This window comes from Myxococcus sp. AS-1-15 (assembly GCF_020037055.1).
GTDB classification, from domain to species: domain Bacteria; phylum Myxococcota; class Myxococcia; order Myxococcales; family Myxococcaceae; genus Myxococcus; species Myxococcus fulvus.
The window spans coordinates 137,430-152,805 of the sequence record NZ_JAIQDF010000016.1; the positions used below are offsets into that span (position 1 = coordinate 137,430).

Below are 15,376 nucleotides of genomic sequence, written 5' to 3' on the forward strand. Positions count from 1 at the left end.
CCCCGTGGTTGCGGCCCCGGCGGCATCAGCATCTGGTACGACGACGTGCTCCAGCAGCTCCCGTAGTTTCGTCCCCGGGCGGTGATTCGCTCGGACGAAGCTCGAAATCGCCAGTGAGCGGAACATCGCTCGCTGGCGATTTTTTTATGCCTTCGCGAGGTCGCCTGTATTTTCTTCCGATTCGCGAAGTCTGAGATTGGCTGTGGCGTGAGAGGTTACAAAGACTTTCGCCGCATTCTTTGCGTGGTCACTTGACTGGCCGATTACACCCGCCTTTAATGATTCTACTTCCGATGCGGACCGGGAACGGTGAATCGCACGCAATGGCGACTCGGGAGCCGCGTAATGGCTGGATGGACGGGGAATAGGGGCGGGTAGCGCGGGTTGTGGAGGGGCCGGGAGCAGCGCCGGCCGAGGGGCGGCGGGACCGCGGGTGACCTTGGAGCTCGCGTGTCAGAGGGGTGTGTATAGATTGGCTGGCACCGGAAGAACCAGAAGGTGTCGTCGTCCGTAGACTCAAGAGCTTTTCATCAACGCCTTCCAGCCATCCAATCCCCGGGGTTGGGTGTCTGGTGTCAACGCAGTACATCCAGGAGCGTACCATGCAGATCAAGACCAAGGTTCGTGGCGGTCCCCGTGGTTGCGGTGGTGGCGTGGTGCTGACCAACCAGGTCCGCACGCAGCTGCCGTAGTCGACTGGCATCACCGCTTCATCCATCCGACTCCAGCGATGGAGTCATCCTCACCAGGAGCTCATCATGCAGATCAAGACCAAGGTTCGTGGCGGTCCCCGTGGTTGCGGCGGTTCCCTGCCCGTGCTGACCGGCACGGTCCGCACCCAGCTGCCGTAGTCGGCGCTGGATCATCCTCACCCGACTCCAGCGATGGAGTCATCCTCACCAAGGAGCTCATCATGCAGATCAAGACCAAGGTTCGTGGCGGTCCCCGTGGTTGCGGTGGTGGCGTGATCATCGCGGTGCGTTCCGACGCGCTCGCGGCCATCCCGTAGTCCTCCGTCAGCATCCCGAGCTGACTTCACTCACACCTGATTCCGAGGAGTCCATCATGCAGATCAAGACCAAGGTTCGTGGCGGTCCCCGTGGCTGTGGCGGTGGTGTTGCGATTCCCGTGCGCACCACGGGCGGCGTCCTCACGCAGATCCCGTAGTCGTCAGTCTTCCAGACTGAGTCCAACCCAGGCTGTTCTCGATAGGAGCTCGTCATGCAGATCAAGACCAAGGTTCGTGGTGGTCCCCGTGGCTGTGGTGGCTCTCTCCCGCTGCCCACGCAGCCCGTGCTGGACGCCGCCTACGCGCTGTAGTCCTTGTTTGGGCACGTAGAGTGCCTGTCCAAGACGCGAGTCGCCAGGGGGCGGAGTTCCTCGCCCTCTGGCGGCTGTCATTGCGGGGCCCGGTGAGGCTCGCGCGAATCCCTGTCGTGGGGAGGGCGCGCTAGAGTCCCCGGGATGATCAACCCGGTTCATGTGTATGCTTGGCAGGCGGCCATCGTCGGCAACGCGCGGCTGGAGGGCCGCCCGGTGCGCGCGCTGATGCTCGAGGACCCGTGGGCGGGCTCCTTCGCGCGGAGCCCGGAGACCTTCCTGGGCTTCGAGGTGGACGGGGGCTTCGAGCCGTCGTTCGACCGGTGGTTCGAGCGGATGAAGGCGCGGGGGCTCCTGGCCATCCGCTCGCTCCGCGTCTCCGACCCTTCGATCTGGGTGCTGTACGATCCGCCCGACTCCCCGCCCCGGTTGCCGGAGCTGGCGCTGGTGTTCCCGGACCGGGTGGTCTGGTACCGCTACTTCTTCCCGTGGCCGGGCCCCCAGGCCCAGTCCGCCGTGTCGCAGGAGGACGGCTTTCGCGAGGTGCCGGAGACGCGCTCGGCGGCGGTGCCCTCGGTGGAGGACGCGGAGCGGGAGCTGCTCGCGGCGACGCGGGAGTACGTCGCGTTCGTGGGGCCTCAGGCTCGCAAGGACCACTCGAGCGACGTGTTCTACGCGGCCATGGGGCAGAAGGCGCTGGAGCTGCTGACGGACACGGAGGCGAGCTTCCAGACGCGACTGGCGGCCCTGCGGGAGGCGGACGTGAAGGAGTACCGCCGGCGCAGCAAGGACTGGTGGCCCGTGCAGCCGGCGACGCGCGCCATGCGGCCACAAATCTTCGAGAACGCGGCCAGGAGTCTGGAGCGGGACGACTACCTGCGGGTGATGGAGGCGGCGGGGCTGTCCTGGAGGGCCGTCCGGCTGGCCTGCGCCGCCCAGGACATCTGGCCGCTCAACATGCACAACGAGCGCACGTCGGAGGACATGCTGCCGCCGTTCGTCCAGGCGCCGGGGTACGCGGCCATCGGGAAGCGCTGGGCCGACGCGGCCAACGCCGCGTGCAACGCCGCGGTGAACGCGCGCTGAGCGCCTCCGCCGGACCTGGGAGCGCCCCTCTCGGCTCCAAGGGGCGCCCCGGGAAGGCGCCTTGCTTCAGCCGGCCCGGGCCAGCTGTGGCGGCGGCAGGGCCGACGGCGCGAGGACGACGTAGCCGGTGGCGATGAGCGTCTCCTCCACGGCGAGCGAGACGGCGCCCTGCACGGCGCCCGCCTGGGTGGGCTTGCAATTCACGCCGATGGCGATGACGGGCCCCTGCGCGGTGAACTCCGCCACGTCGACGCTGGGCACGGGCACCGCCTGGACGCCGGGCACCACCACGACGCGCTCGCGGAAGGCCTTCATCAGCCCATGGATGTCCCCGCCGTGCGTCAGCGGCACCTTCACCACGATGCGGCGGTGGGGGTGGTGGCTGAAGTTGATGATGTTGTCGCTGAAGAGGCGGTTGTTGCCGACGGAGATGCGCAGGTTGTCGCCCGTGTCGATGGTGGTGGCGAACAGGCCGATCTCCTGCACCAGGCCCGTGACGCCGGCGGCGGAGATTTCGTCGCCCACGCGGAAGGGCCGCAGCACCAGCAGGAAGATGCCCGCGGCGAAGTTGGAGAGCAGCCCGGACCACGCCGTGCCGATGGCGATGCCCGCGGCGGCCAGCAGCGCGGCGAACGAGGTGGTCTCGAACCCCATCATCCCCAGGATGCCCAGCAGCAACAGGATGGTGAGGGAGCCCGCGAACAGCGACTCGATGTACCGGATGAGCGTGGCGTCGAACTGCCGCTTCTGCAGCGTCAGGTTCAACACGCGCCGGAAGGTGCTGATGATTGCACGTCCCACGAACCACAACACGAGGGCGCCCATTGCCTTGAGCAGGAACGGGAAGGCCTCCGCGAGAGCCAACGTCTTCAACTGTTCGATGACCGCGTCCATGACGCTCCTGAAGCGGCCGAGAGTCCACGGACGTGGCGGGCCTGCTCCGGTCCGGCCGCGTGTGCAGGGCACGGGCCATCCCGGCGGCCTCACGTAAGTCCGCGAATGCCCGGCTTCCTCATGCCGAGGTCACAAGCGACGCGGGGAGGTCCTCCCCAGCCTGGACACGTCAGCCGCGAACGTTGACGCGTCAGGGGGGCCTCGACGCGGCGGCGTGGGCCCTTCAGGGCGCGGTGACGAGCCGCAGCCCTCGCTCCCGGACCAGCGCCCCGAGGGCCTCGCCCGACACCGAGGTTCCTCGTACATCCAGCACGCGCAACTGGGGCAGGGCGCGCAGCGCGGCCAGGCCCGCGTCGGTGACACCGGTGCGGGGCAGGTGGAGCGTGTGCAGCGTCCTGGGCAGATGTCCCAGGGACGCATCGCCGATGCGCGCCCGGGCGAGGCTGAGCCAGGTGAGCTGGGGGAAGCCCCTCAGGGCCTGGAGGCTCTCGTCGTTGAGCCACGTGGCGCCCAGGTCCAGTCGTGTCAGGCGCGGCAGTCGCTGGAGGGCCACCAGTCCGGAGCCGCTGATGGGCGTGCCCGCGACGTGAATCGACTCCAGGCCGGCCAGCTCGGCCAGCTGCCCCAGCCCCAGGTCGGTGAGCAGGGTGCGCTCGGCGCGCAGGGACTGGAGGTGGGGCAGGGCGCGCAGCGCGGGCAGCCACTCGTCGTTGAAGGCGGTCCGGCTCACGTCCAGCTCGCGCAGGGCCGCGTGCAGATGCCCCAGGGCCTGGGGGCCCATGGGCGTGGCGCTCAGGTCGAGCCGAACCAATCGCTCCAGCCCTCGAAGCGTGGCGAGCGAGTCATCCGTCACGGCCAGGCCGGACAGGCCCAGCCGCTCCAGCGCGATGAAGCCCGCGAGCACGTCGAGTCCCCCCGCCGCGACGGCGGTCCTCGACAGCTCCAGCTCCCGCAGGGCCACGAGTCCTCGCACCTGTCGCAGGGCCGCGTCGTCCACGCGGGTGTCGTCGAGGTGGAGCAGCTCCAGCGCGCTCAGTGCCGCGAGGTGCCGGAGCCCCGGGCCCCGCAGGTGGGTCTTCGTGAGGACCAGGGCGCGCAGCGCCTTCAGGCCGGAGAGGTGGCCAAGGCCCAGGTCGGTGATGCGGGTGTGGCCCAGGTGCAGCGCCTCCAGGTTCCGCAGCGTGCCGAGGTGCGCGAGGCCCGTGTCGGTGAGCCCGGTGCGCGCGAGGCCCAGCCACGTGAGGCCCGGCAGCTCCCGCAGCCGCGCGAGGCCCGCGTCCGTCACGTGCGTCCCGCTCAGCACCAGCGTGTGCAGGCGCGCTCCGGGCACCCAGGCGAGGACGGTGTCGTCCACCGCGGTGTCGGAGAGGTCCAGCCACTCGAGCTCCGACTGGGCGGCGAGGGCCGACAGCGCACGCGGGCTGATGGCGGTGCTCGCGAGGGTGAGGCGCCGCAGCGTCGTCAGCCCGGAGAGGAAGCCGAGGCCCGCGTCGGAGATGGCCGTCTCATCCAGACGCACGACGGCCAGCCTCCGCATCTCCCTCACGTGCGCGAGCCCCCCGTCGGTCACCCGGGTGCCGTCCAGGTGCAGGGCCTCCAGGGATGTGAACTCCCGCAGGGCCTCCAGGTGCGCGTCGCCCAGCGGGGTGCCCGAGGCGCGCAGGCCCACCGCGCCCGAGTCGCGCAGCAGCCGCGCGAGGAGCGACGGGGCGGGCAGGGGCGCCGAGTCGAAGCAGAGCTCGGGCACCTGATGCGCCTTCAAAGCGGTGGCCCGCTGACGTGCCTCCTCCTCCGTCACGAGCGCGCCGAGCGGCTCCGCGCACCACGTGCCCCCGGTGGGGGGCTGGAAGCCAGTCGCGTCCGTCGTCAGGGGGCGCCAGCGCTCGAGCCCTCCTTCGGGAAGCACGCGGTAGGCGGTGAGCAGCGCGGGAGGTGGCTCGACGCGCGGAGGAGGAGCAGGAGGGGCGACAGGCGGCGTGGTGGCGCAGCCCATCAGGAATCCCACGAGGAGCCGCCACGTCCCAGGTCTCATCGGGCCGAGCGTAGCGGTTCCCCTCCCGGCTCAGGAGGACTTCGTCGCCGACAGGAGCCTCTCCACGGCGACGAGCACGGCGGCCGCGCTGGCCGGGTGCTTGACGAAGGCGGCGGGGCTGAGGTTGGACAGGCGGCCCATCAGCGAGTCCGGTCCGCTCACGTTCACCATGACGATGCGCGAGCCGGGGCGCGCCGCCGTGCTGAGCACATCCAGCGCGGAGCCCGTGTCCACGATGATGATGCGCGCGGGCTTGTCGCTGTCCGTCACGACGCGCAAACCCTTCTGCTCGAACAGCTCGGTGATGAGCGCCATCAAGCGCGCGTCCGACAGGCGCACCAGCACCGGCTCCCGCGTGTCCAGCTCCACCGCGTTGGCGGCCTGGGGCGCGGGCCCCTTGCCCAGCTCCCTCACGTCCTTCTTCAAGAGCTCCATCACATCCGTCTTCAGCACGCCCCGCACGCGCTGGAGCAGCGAGGCGTCCTGGGCCACGAACGCCTTCAATCGCTGCTCACCGTCGGGTGCCAGCTGCGTGAAGGCCACGCCCATGCCGTCCTCGCGCGACCACGCCACCTGACCGAAGGCCCGCAGCGCCTGGGCCGAGTCGGGGAGGGTGATGCGCAGCTCCAGCGTGCTCCCCACCGGCAGCGCGCGCGGGGTGCGGATGGCGAGCCCTCCCGTGCCGATGTTCCTGCTGTACGCGCGCACCACGTCATCCTGCGTGGCGAACGTCAGCTCCAACACCGCGTCCGCGCGAGCGGGACGCGCGGGCAGGGGGCTGCCCTCGGGGGGCAGCGCTCCCAATTCCAGCAGCACGTCCCGGAGCAACTCCAGACGCTGCGCTTCGTCGGGGCCGAGCGGCGCCGTGCGCTGTCGCTCCAGCAGCGTCTTGTATTCCTCGAGCGCGTTGGCGCGTGGACTTCCCATGATGCCCCCCTGCCTGCCTTTCGCGCCTCCCAGCCTGCCATGTCCTCACGGACTGGCGCGAGAGGTCCACTTCCACCCTGTCCTCATGCATACACCCTGGTATAGGCCAGCGCATGGACGTCCCTCCCTCGCTTCCTACCCGCCCGGGCCTGCTGTCGAGCCTGCTGCGCTGGGGTGTGGCGTGCGCGGCGATGCCGCCCCTGCTCACGCCCGCGCTCCTGCTGGGGCCCGTCAGCCCCGGGGCCTCGGACGCGCTGATGCGGACGTGGTGTCTGTGGGCCCGGCGCGTCTTCGGCGTGGACGTGGAGGTGGTGGACCACAACGAGGGCCGCTACGACGCATCCTCGTATCTGTTCCTGCAACTGAACCAGACGAGCTTGAGCGAGACGTTCGTGACGCCCCCGGCGCTGCCCCGGCCCGTGCGCATCTTCATGAACATCGAGTATGCGGCGCTGCCCTTCGCGGGCTGGGTGCCCTGGGCCCAGGGCTCCACGGTGGTGGTGCGCCAGTGGAGCGCGCAGGCGCGCCGCGCCGTGGACCGCGCCGCCCAGGCCCTGCGCGAGGGCGCCAGCTATTACATGTCCATCGAGGGCCGACGCAGCGAGGACGGCCGGCTCAATCCCTACCGCAAGGGCGCGGCGGTGCTCGCCATCCGCTCCGGCGCCGCCCTGGTCCCCATGGTGTTCCACGGCGCGCGGGACGTGCTGCCCTTCGGGGAGTGGCGCGTCAGGCCGGGGCGGGTGCGCGTGGAGCTGTTGCCCGCCATCCCCACCGAGGGCCTGCGCTACGAGGACCGGGACGCGCTCGTGGAGCGGCTGCGCGCCCTCGCCCGGGAGCGGGGCTTGGAATAGCCCCGCCCGGGGGTAGGCTCCAGGGCATGTCCTACCAACGCAACCCGGTGAAGGCGCCACGCGTGTCGGGGCTGGCGCTCAAGGCGTTCGTCAACACCCTGGAGAGCGCCGTCGGCTCACCCGTGCTGGAGAAGCTGGTGCGCGACAGCGGCATCGACCGGTGGCGGGAGCTGTCCGCCGGTGATGCGCCCCCGCTCCAGTACCCGCTGCCTCCGGGCGCGCCCGCCACCGAGCCCCAGTCCCCCACGGAGCAGGCCTCGCGCGCCATCCTGGCGCAGCCCGTGACGCCGGAGCGCGAGACCGTGGGCGCGTATGTCCGGGCCTACCGCGAGGGCGGCGCGGACCCGGTCTCCGTGGCCCGTCGCCTGAACGAGGCCATCGACCGGCTGGAGCGCGGCGAGGCGCGCATGGGGTGGTTCATCGCGCGCAAGCCCGACGAGGTGCTCCGCGCCGCCGAGGCCTCCGCCGGGCGCCATCGCGAGGGCCGCGCGCTGAGCGTGCTGGACGGCGTGCCGGTGGTGCTCAAGGACGAGGTGGACCTGGCGGGCTTCCCCACCACGCTGGGCACGCGCTTCCGCCACCAGGTGGCCTCGGTGGACTCGACGGTGGCCGCGCGCCTCAAGGCCGCGGGCGCGCTCATCCTGGGCAAGGCCAACATGAACGAGATTGGCATCAACCCCATCGGGTTGAATCCGCACCACGGCGTCGCGCGCAACCCGTGGAACCGGGGCCACATCACCGGAGGCAGCTCCAGCGGCTCGGCCGCCGTCGTCGCCGCGGGCCTGTGTCCGCTGAGCATCGGCGCGGACGGCGGTGGCTCCATCCGCATCCCGGCGGCCCTGTGCGGCATCGTCGGCCTCAAGGCGACGTGGGGCCGCATCCCCGAGACGGGCGTGCCGCCCCTGTGCTGGAACGTGGGGCACGTGGGGCCCCTGGGCCTCACGGTGGACGACGTCGCGGCGGCGTATGCGCTGCTCGCCGGACCTGACGGCAAGGACCTGGTCTCCCAGGGCCAGCCCCCGCATCACCTGTCCGGTTACGAGCGCGCGGACCTGACGGGCGTGAGGCTGGGCATCTGCTGGCCCTACTTCGAGGACGCGTCCCCGGACGTGGTGGCGCGCTGCAAGGAGGCGGTGCGCGCGCTGACGGCCGCGGGCGCCACCGTGGTGGAGGTGCCCGCGCCGGATTTGAACACCGTGCTCTGGACGCACAGCTGCATCATCCTCAGCGAGATGGCCGAGTCGATGTTGCCGCACTCGCGCGAGCACGCCTCGGACTTCGGGCTCGACTCGCGCACCAACCTGGCCATCGGCAGGCACTTCCGGGCCACGGACCTGGTGCACGCCCTGCGGCATCGCCACCGGCTGACGCGCGAGCTGCTCGCCGTCATGGCGGGCGTGGATGTCCTCGTCACCCCGTCGACGGCCACCACCGCGCCCCTCATCCCCGAGGGCACGCTGCCCGACGGCGAGTCGAACCTGCCCGTCGTCGACGCGCTGATGCGCTTCGTGCGCGAGGGGAACCTGACGGGCTTCCCCGCCCTGTCCGTCCCGGCCGGCCACGACAGCGCGGGTCTGCCCGTGGGCCTGCAGCTCATGGGGCGCCCCTACGAGGAGCACCTGCTGCTGCGCCTGGGCCGCGTCGTGGAGCGCGCCACGGCCGCTCGCACGCCCGCCGTGCATGTCACCGCCCTGCGCTGAGCACGATTCAAAGACATCCTGGAATTTGCCAAGCCCATCGTTCCTGGTGGGCTTGTGTGTATTAACGCTGGCAAAACCAGAAAGACCCGCCCATATTCCCTCGGCGCGGCAGCGTGGACTCTCCAGGCTGCCACAGGCCCGTGATTCGCTGGACGTCAATTCCTGGCATCCGGTTCCGGGCAGGAGGAATTGTTTCATGCAACTGCGTCCGCAGGTGGGTTGGGTGCCGTTCGTCCTCGCGGCGTCGCTGGTGGCGGCATGTGGTCCGTCCTCGTCGGAGACGCCCGCGCCAACGCCGGAGTCGACAGGCGTGCGGGCCGCGGAGTTGGTGGAGCTGGTGGTCAACGGAGATTTCAGCAACGGGCAGACCGCGCCCTGGTGGAGCGGACCGAACACTCAGTCGGTGGTGGAGAACGGCCGGCTGCGCGTCAACGTCACGGGTGGCACGGCGAATCCGTGGGACGCGCCCATGGGGCAGGACAACATCGCGCTCGCGAACGGGCAGGCGTACACGCTGACCTTCACCGCCTCCGCGACGGCGAACGTGACGGTGCGGGCCACGGTGCAGCTGGGCGCGGCGCCGTACACCGCGCCGCTGGACCAGAACATCACGCTGGATGGCACGGCGCGCACGTTCACGTTCCCCTTCACTTCGAATCTCGCGACGGCGGCGGGGCAGGTGACGTTCCAGGTGGGCGGGCGGGGCGCCTTCTCGCTGTTCCTGGACAACGTCTCGCTCACCACGTCGGGCGGAGGCAATCCGGGCGGCGGCGGGCCGGTGGCGATGACGAGCGGCTTCTACGTGGACCCCCACTCCAACCCGGCCGTCTGGGTGCGCGACAACGGCGGGGACTCGCGCGCCTCGCGCATCCAGACGTCCATCGCGAGCAAGCCGGGGGCGCGCTGGTTCGGCAACTGGAGCGGCGACATCACGGCCGCGGTGTCCGGCTTCGTGGGCGCGGCGGACACGGCCGACAAGCTGCCGGTGCTCGTGGCGTACAACATCCCCGGGCGTGACTGCGGCAGCCACTCCGGCGGCGGCGCGGGCAGCCCGGAGGCCTATCGCGCGTGGATCTCCGCCTTCGTCACCGGCCTGGGCAGCCGCCCCGCCATCGTCATCATCGAGCCGGATGCCGTCGCGCAGCTGGATTGTCTGCCCAGCGACCCCGAGCGCCAGACGCGCCTGGCCCTGCTGCGCTACGCGACGGAGCAGCTGCGCGACAGGGCGCCCAACACCTGGGCCTACCTGGACGGCGGCAACGCGAACTGGATTGGCGCGGACACCATGGCGCAGCGGCTGGAGTCCGCGGGCGTGCGCAACATCCGCGGCTTCGCGCTCAACGTGTCGAACTTCTACACGACGGCGCAGTCGACGACGTACGGCACCCACGTCAACACCGCGCTCACCTCGCGCTACGGCTACACGAAGCCCTTCGTCGTGGACACCAGCCGCAATGGCAACGGCCACAACGGCGAGTGGTGCAACCCCGGCGGCCGCCGGCTGGGCGTGACGTCCCAGGTGGGCGGTGGCGCGGAGCTGCTCCTGTGGGTGAAGGTGCCGGGGGACTCCGACGGCAACTGCGGCATCGCGCCGAACACGCCCGCGGGCACGTTCAGCCCCGACCTGGCCCTCCGGCTCATCGACGGCACCTGACGGGCGGGGCTCAGCCTCGCTTGGGCAGGAGCCGGGCCAGCTCGCGGTCCAGCGTGGCGGCGAAGCGCTGGCGGTCCTGGGCGTTGAAGCCGCTGGGGCCGCCCGTCACGACGCCGCTCTCGCGCAGCTCCTGCATGAAGTTCCGCACGGACAGCCGCTCGGCGATGTTCTCCTCGGAGAACAGCTCGCCGCGCGGGTCCAGGGTCACCACGCCGCGAGGCACCAGCAGCGCCGCCAGGGGGATGTCCTGGGTGACGGCCAGGTCCCCCTTCTGGGCGGAGGTGGCGATGTGCTGGTCCGCCACGTCCAGCCCCGCGCCCACCTGCACGGTGGAGACGAGCTCCGAGCGGGGCAGGGACAGGGACTTGTTGGCCACGAAGACGAGCGGCACCTTCAGGCGCTGTGAGGCGCGCAGGAGGATGTCGCGGACGGGCGTGGGGCAGGCATCGGCGTCGACCCAGATTCGCATGGCGCTCGCATCCTCGCGTGGACAGGCGCGAAGATGAAGTGCTTGACGCCGCCCATGCGTGGCGCTCGGATGCGCGCCCATGTCCGAGCTGCTCACCCGCGCCGAAGCCTCGAATCACGCTGAAACCTCGCGTCATTCCGACGTGCTCGCCTTCATCGACGAGCTCTGCCGCCGCACGAAGCTCGCCCGACGGGTGGACTTCGGCACCAGCGGCGAGGGCCAGCCCCTGGTGTCGCTGGTGGTGAGCGACCGCAACTGCTTCACGCCGGAGCTGGCGCGCAAGCAGAAGAAGGTCGTGGTGATGGTGGAGGCCAACATCCACGCCGGCGAGGTGGAGGGCAAGGAGTCGGTGCTCGCGCTCGCGCGGGATTTGACGCTCAGCAAGCTGGGCCAGAAGCTGCTCGACAAGCTGGTGCTCGTGCTGGTGCCGAACTTCAACCCGGACGGCAATGACCGCATCAGCCCCAACAACCGCAAGCTGAACCTCCAGGACCTGGAGGGGCAGGTCAACCCGGCGGGCGGCGTGGGCACGCGCTACACGGGCGAGGGCTGGAACCTCAACCGCGACAGCACCAAGCAGGAGGCGCCGGAGACGCGCGCCATGGCGAAGCTGCACCAGACGTGGTGGCCGGAGCTGTTCATCGACTGCCACACCACCGACGGCAGCATCCACGACTTCGACCTGACCTACGACACGTCGCACTCCAACGAGCCGCTGTTCCAGGAGCTGCGCGACTACAACCGGCAGATGCTGGACCGCGTCGCCCAGGCGGTGCAGAAGCGCCACGGCTTCGACAGCTTCTGGTACGGCAACTACCGCGAGGAGGGCGTGCCCAGCTCGGGCTGGCATACGTACCCGGCGCTGCCGCGCTTCGGCAGCCACTACCGGGGACTGCTCGGCCGGCTGGACGTGCTGCTGGAGACGTACAGCTACATCGACTTCCCGCGCCGCTGCGCGGTGATGTACGCGTGGCTGCTGGAGCTGATTCGCGAGGCGGCCCGGAGCGCGAAGACGTACCGCGCGCTCACCCAGGCGCAGGAAGAGGCCATCATCGCCCGGGGCACCACGCCGGATCCGCAGACGCTGGTGGGCATCAACTACGGCGTGGCCACGCGGGACGGGGAGGGGAAGCTGACGTTCGACTACCCGGCCTACGTGAAGCCCGGAGACCTGGCGCGCATCCAGGCGTTCGACGAGAAGAGCGTCGCGGAGCGGCGCTTCCCGGGCAAGAAGCGCAAGGTCTACCGCGTGCCGCACTTCCGCACCTTCATCCCGACGCAGTCGGTGAGCACGCCGGAGGCGTACCTGGTGCCCGCGGAGCTGGCGCCCCGGCTGGAGTCGCAGGGCATCCGCTTCGAGGTGCTCCCCAAGGCGCAGCGCTTCCTGGTGGACAGCTACCGCATCGCCCGGCGCGAGGAGACCTTCAGCCCGGACGTGGCCGCCAATGTGCCGCCGCCGGGGCAGGCGGAGGTGCCGCTGAGCCAGAAGCCCAAGCCGGTGCGCTTCGAGACGGTGCTGACGGTGTCGCCCGAGCGCGGCGAGCGCGAGTTCGCCCAGGGCACGCTCCGCGTCCCCACCGCGCAGCGCGCGGGCACGCTGGCCGTCTACCTGCTGGAGCCGCACTCCGATGATGGCTTCTGCCGGTGGCAGTTCCTGGACACCTTGTTGGAGGTGGGCGGTTACTATCCCGTGCACCGCGTGGTGAGCCCCGCTCCCGCGCCGAAGAAGGCGGAGTGAGGCCCCAAGGGCCCTGACGCGGGTCGGGGTCCAGCAGGGTGGCAACGTCACCGCGACGCTGGAGTGCCCGCCTGACGGGGGGCACGCCGTTCATCCCTGAGGTGGCGCGGTTCATCCCAGGGCACGTGGAAGCGGTCCCGGGAGATGGCTAGCCTCCGTGCGCATGCGCGACGCGGAGCCGGTTCGTCCCCGAGTGGATGAGGTGGAGCCCCTGCCGTCCTGGGCCGTGTGGCTCGGGGCGTTGGGGTGGTGGCTCGCGGATGCGCTCATCTCCGTGAGCCAGACGCAGCTGCTGCAGCGCATCGGCGAGCTGAAGGTCGTGGAGGGGGCGCTGTGGCGGATGTCGCTGGCCAGCTCCCTGCTGTGGGTGCCGATCACGGTGATGTGTCTGCGCCTGTCCGAGCGGGTGCCCCTGTCGCGGGGGCACCTGCGGCGGGCGCTGGGCTTCCACGGAGGGGCGCTGCTCGTCGTCGTGCTGGGGCGGGCGACTTTCGTCGTGCTCACGCAGGAGCTCATCGGCTGGTACGAGCGCACGCCGCAGGTGCTCGACGTGCTCGCGCAGAGCGTCGTCAACAACCTGCTGCCCTTCGTGTTGCTGACGGCGGGCGCGCATGCGCTGGGGCTGGCGCGCCGCGCGCACGTGCGTCAGCGTCGCGCCGACCAGCTCCAGGCGCAGCTCGCGCAGGCGCGGCTGCAGGCCCTGGCGTCGCAGCTGCGCCCCCACTTCCTCTTCAACGCGCTCAACGCCGTGTCCTCGCTGGTCCACGTGGACCCGGACGCCGCCGAGAAGATGCTGGCGCGCCTGGGGGACTTGCTGCGCCACAGCCTGGAGTCCCATGCGCGGCAGGAGGTGACGCTGCGCGAGGAGCAGCAGGCGCTGGCGCCGTATCTGGACATCGAGCAGACGCGCTTCGGGCCGCGACTGGAGGTCGCCTGGAGGCTGGGGCCCGACGTGCTGGATGCGCGCGTGCCGTATCTGGCGTTGCAGCCGTTGGTGGAGAACGCCATCCGTCATGGGCTGGCGCCGCGCGCGGAGCCCGGGCGCATCGAGATCTCCGCTGAGCGGGAGGGCGACGTGCTGCGCCTGTGCGTGAGCGATGACGGGATGGGCCCCCCCGTGAGCGGCCCTCCGCGAGGTGGCGGGGTGGGGCTGTCGAACCTGCGCGCCCGGCTGGCGACGTTGTACGGGCCTCGTGCCGCGCTGGAGCTGCGCGCGGGGACGCCTCGCGGCGCGGTGGTGGAGCTGCGGGTTCCGCTCGATGACGCGCCCGGCGCGGAGCGGGTGGCCGCATGAGCGCCGCGCGTGGGGGGGCGTGATGGAGCCCGCCTCCGGGGGCAGGGTGATGATGGGCGGCAAAGAGGTCGTGGAGCCGTCGGTGCTTCGCGTGGCGCTCGCCGGAGCGGGTGGCGGCAGGAGGGCCGCGCGTGGAGGGGGCAGGGTGATGATGGGCGGTAATGAGGTCGTGGAGCCGTCGGTGCTTCGCGTGGCGCTCGCCGGAGCGGGTGGCCGCATGAGAGCCGCGCGTCGGCGTGTCGTGATGGAGCGCGCGTCCGGGAGGGCTGGGTGATGATGGGCGGTGGTGAAGCGGTGGAGCCGTCCGTGCTTCGCGTGGCGCTCGCGGATGACGAGCCGCTCGCCCGTTCGCGCCTGCGCGCATTGCTCGCCGCGGAGCCGCATGTCGAGCTCGTCTCCGAGGCCGCCAGCGGCGCGGAGGCCGTGCGCGGCGTGCTCCAGTCCTCGCCGGACGTGCTGCTGCTGGACGTCGAGATGCCAGCGGGAGACGGCTTCGAGGTCCTCCGCGCGCTGCCGCCCGAGTCGCTGCCCGTGGTCGTCTTCGTCACCGCGTGGCAGCAGCACGCCGTGCGCGCTTTCGAGGCCCAGGCGTTGGACTTCCTGCTCAAGCCCTATGACAAGGAGCGCTTCCGCGCCGCGCTCGCCCGCGCGCGCCAGCAGGTGCGGCTGGTGCGTCGAGGCGAGGCGGTGGCTCGGCAGGAGGCGCTCCTGTCCGGGCTCGCGCTGGCGGAGGCCCCGCTGCGGCGTCTGCCCGTCAAGGTGGACGGTCGCATCCGCTTCGTCGACTGCTCCGCCATCTCCCACGTCGAGTCCGAGGCCAACTACGTGCGCGTGCACGTGGGCGCGGAGCAGCACGTGCTGCGCGAGACGCTGACGCACCTGGAGGAGCGCCTGGACACACGGCGCTTCCTGCGCGTGCACCGCTCCGTGCTCGTGAACCTGGACCAGGTGCGCGAGGCGGAGCCGCTGTCCCAGGGGGAGTACCTGCTGGTGCTCGGCTCGAGCGGTACCGCCGTGCGCACCGGTCGCAGTCACCGCGCGCGCGTCGAGGCCGCGCTGGGATTGGGAAGCGACAGCGCCCGCTGAAGGCGCCGTCCCTGGTGGCGCGCCATCCATCCCGCGCCCCCCTCGCTTCATCCCCGCTTCCCGGACAGGCGAGCGGGCACCCTGTACCTCTACGGCCATGGCGAGAGCGAGCCCGGCTCCTTTCGCCACACCCGAGAGGAGCTCACCATGTCGTCGTCCCGTCGCATCCCCACGCTGCTCGCGACGCTCGCGCTGTCCGTCGCGACGTCCGCCTCCGCCTCCGCGCCCAGCACGCCGGAGGTGCTCTCCCCCGGCTTCATCTCCCTGCCCGAGTAGGAGGAGTGGCGCATCGCCTTCACGCCGGACGGCCGCACCGCGTTCTGGG

The 15,376-nt window shown here is 71.1% G+C and carries 12 protein-coding genes; 8 read left to right on the forward strand and 4 right to left on the reverse strand.

The annotated features are described in order from the left end of the window. The first annotated feature begins 1,464 nt into the window (after nucleotides 1–1,464). The gene (locus tag K8625_RS34365) at nucleotides 1,465–2,406 is read left to right on the forward strand and encodes a hypothetical protein (RefSeq protein WP_223752203.1); all 942 of its coding nucleotides are present in this window, start codon (nucleotides 1,465–1,467) and stop codon (nucleotides 2,404–2,406) included. 66 nt (nucleotides 2,407–2,472) lie between these two features. Here the strand turns inward: K8625_RS34365 and K8625_RS34370 are convergent, their stop codons facing one another. The 3 genes from K8625_RS34370 to K8625_RS34380 form a co-directional block, all read right to left on the reverse strand. Continuing rightward, nucleotides 2,473–3,300, reverse strand: a complete 828-nt coding sequence (locus K8625_RS34370; RefSeq protein WP_223785062.1) for a mechanosensitive ion channel family protein — start codon at nucleotides 3,298–3,300, stop codon at nucleotides 2,473–2,475. Between the two features lie 223 nt (nucleotides 3,301–3,523). Beyond that, a complete protein-coding gene (locus K8625_RS34375) occupies nucleotides 3,524–5,305 on the reverse strand; it encodes a leucine-rich repeat domain-containing protein (protein WP_223785063.1) in 1,782 nt (593 codons plus the stop codon). 57 nt (nucleotides 5,306–5,362) lie between these two features. Continuing rightward, nucleotides 5,363–6,259 (reverse strand): PilZ domain-containing protein, encoded by an 897-nt coding sequence (locus K8625_RS34380; protein ID WP_223752206.1) that lies wholly within the window; start codon nucleotides 6,257–6,259, stop codon nucleotides 5,363–5,365. Between the two features lie 113 nt (nucleotides 6,260–6,372). Here K8625_RS34380 and K8625_RS34385 point away from each other — a divergent pair, with 113 nt between their 5' ends. From K8625_RS34385 to K8625_RS34395, 3 genes are all read left to right on the forward strand, one after another. Continuing rightward, nucleotides 6,373–7,110 (forward strand): 1-acyl-sn-glycerol-3-phosphate acyltransferase, encoded by a 738-nt coding sequence (locus K8625_RS34385; RefSeq protein ID WP_223752207.1) that lies wholly within the window; start codon nucleotides 6,373–6,375, stop codon nucleotides 7,108–7,110. A 26-nt stretch (nucleotides 7,111–7,136) separates the two neighbouring features. After that, nucleotides 7,137–8,810, forward strand: a complete 1,674-nt coding sequence (locus K8625_RS34390) for an amidase (RefSeq protein WP_223752208.1) — start codon at nucleotides 7,137–7,139, stop codon at nucleotides 8,808–8,810. Nucleotides 8,811–9,006: 196 nt separating this feature from the next. After that, nucleotides 9,007–10,464 carry a glycoside hydrolase family 6 protein gene (locus K8625_RS34395; protein ID WP_223785064.1) on the forward strand — a complete coding sequence of 486 codons (1,458 nt, stop codon included), beginning with the start codon at nucleotides 9,007–9,009 and terminating at the stop codon, nucleotides 10,462–10,464. Nucleotides 10,465–10,474: 10 nt separating this feature from the next. Here K8625_RS34395 and K8625_RS34400 read toward each other — a convergent pair whose 3' ends face one another. Then, nucleotides 10,475–10,933: a YaiI/YqxD family protein gene (locus tag K8625_RS34400; protein WP_141325926.1), complete on the reverse strand. Its 459-nt coding sequence runs from the start codon at nucleotides 10,931–10,933 to the stop codon at nucleotides 10,475–10,477. A gap of 79 nt (nucleotides 10,934–11,012) precedes the next feature. Here K8625_RS34400 and K8625_RS34405 point away from each other — a divergent pair, with 79 nt between their 5' ends. From K8625_RS34405 to K8625_RS43985, 4 genes are all read left to right on the forward strand, one after another. Beyond that, nucleotides 11,013–12,671 (forward strand): M14 family zinc carboxypeptidase, encoded by a 1,659-nt coding sequence (locus K8625_RS34405; RefSeq protein ID WP_223785065.1) that lies wholly within the window; start codon nucleotides 11,013–11,015, stop codon nucleotides 12,669–12,671. A 163-nt stretch (nucleotides 12,672–12,834) separates the two neighbouring features. Then, the gene (locus tag K8625_RS34410) at nucleotides 12,835–13,965 is read left to right on the forward strand and encodes a sensor histidine kinase (RefSeq protein WP_223785119.1); all 1,131 of its coding nucleotides are present in this window, start codon (nucleotides 12,835–12,837) and stop codon (nucleotides 13,963–13,965) included. Between the two features lie 273 nt (nucleotides 13,966–14,238). Beyond that, a complete protein-coding gene (locus tag K8625_RS34415; RefSeq protein ID WP_223785066.1) occupies nucleotides 14,239–15,051 on the forward strand; it encodes a LytTR family DNA-binding domain-containing protein in 813 nt (270 codons plus the stop codon). A gap of 147 nt (nucleotides 15,052–15,198) precedes the next feature. Beyond that, nucleotides 15,199–15,327 carry a hypothetical protein gene (locus K8625_RS43985; protein ID WP_255666187.1) on the forward strand — a complete coding sequence of 43 codons (129 nt, stop codon included), beginning with the start codon at nucleotides 15,199–15,201 and terminating at the stop codon, nucleotides 15,325–15,327. Nucleotides 15,328–15,376 lie beyond the last annotated feature (49 nt).

Excerpts from the sequence above, each read along its gene's own strand:
- K8625_RS34365 (WP_223752203.1), top strand. The coding sequence starts at position 1,465 with ATGATCAACCCGGTTCATGTGTATGCTTGGCAGGCGGCCATCGTCGGC.
- K8625_RS34370 (WP_223785062.1), bottom strand. The coding sequence starts at position 3,300 with ATGGACGCGGTCATCGAACAGTTGAAGACGTTGGCTCTCGCGGAGGCC.
- K8625_RS34380 (WP_223752206.1), bottom strand. The coding sequence starts at position 6,259 with ATGGGAAGTCCACGCGCCAACGCGCTCGAGGAATACAAGACGCTGCTG.
- K8625_RS34385 (WP_223752207.1), top strand. The coding sequence starts at position 6,373 with ATGGACGTCCCTCCCTCGCTTCCTACCCGCCCGGGCCTGCTGTCGAGC.
- K8625_RS34390 (WP_223752208.1), top strand. The coding sequence starts at position 7,137 with ATGTCCTACCAACGCAACCCGGTGAAGGCGCCACGCGTGTCGGGGCTG.
- K8625_RS34395 (WP_223785064.1), top strand. The coding sequence starts at position 9,007 with ATGCAACTGCGTCCGCAGGTGGGTTGGGTGCCGTTCGTCCTCGCGGCG.
- K8625_RS34400 (WP_141325926.1), bottom strand. The coding sequence starts at position 10,933 with ATGCGAATCTGGGTCGACGCCGATGCCTGCCCCACGCCCGTCCGCGAC.
- K8625_RS34405 (WP_223785065.1), top strand. The coding sequence starts at position 11,013 with ATGTCCGAGCTGCTCACCCGCGCCGAAGCCTCGAATCACGCTGAAACC.
- K8625_RS34410 (WP_223785119.1), top strand. The coding sequence starts at position 12,835 with ATGCGCGACGCGGAGCCGGTTCGTCCCCGAGTGGATGAGGTGGAGCCC.
- K8625_RS34415 (WP_223785066.1), top strand. The coding sequence starts at position 14,239 with ATGATGGGCGGTGGTGAAGCGGTGGAGCCGTCCGTGCTTCGCGTGGCG.
- K8625_RS43985 (WP_255666187.1), top strand. The coding sequence starts at position 15,199 with ATGTCGTCGTCCCGTCGCATCCCCACGCTGCTCGCGACGCTCGCGCTG.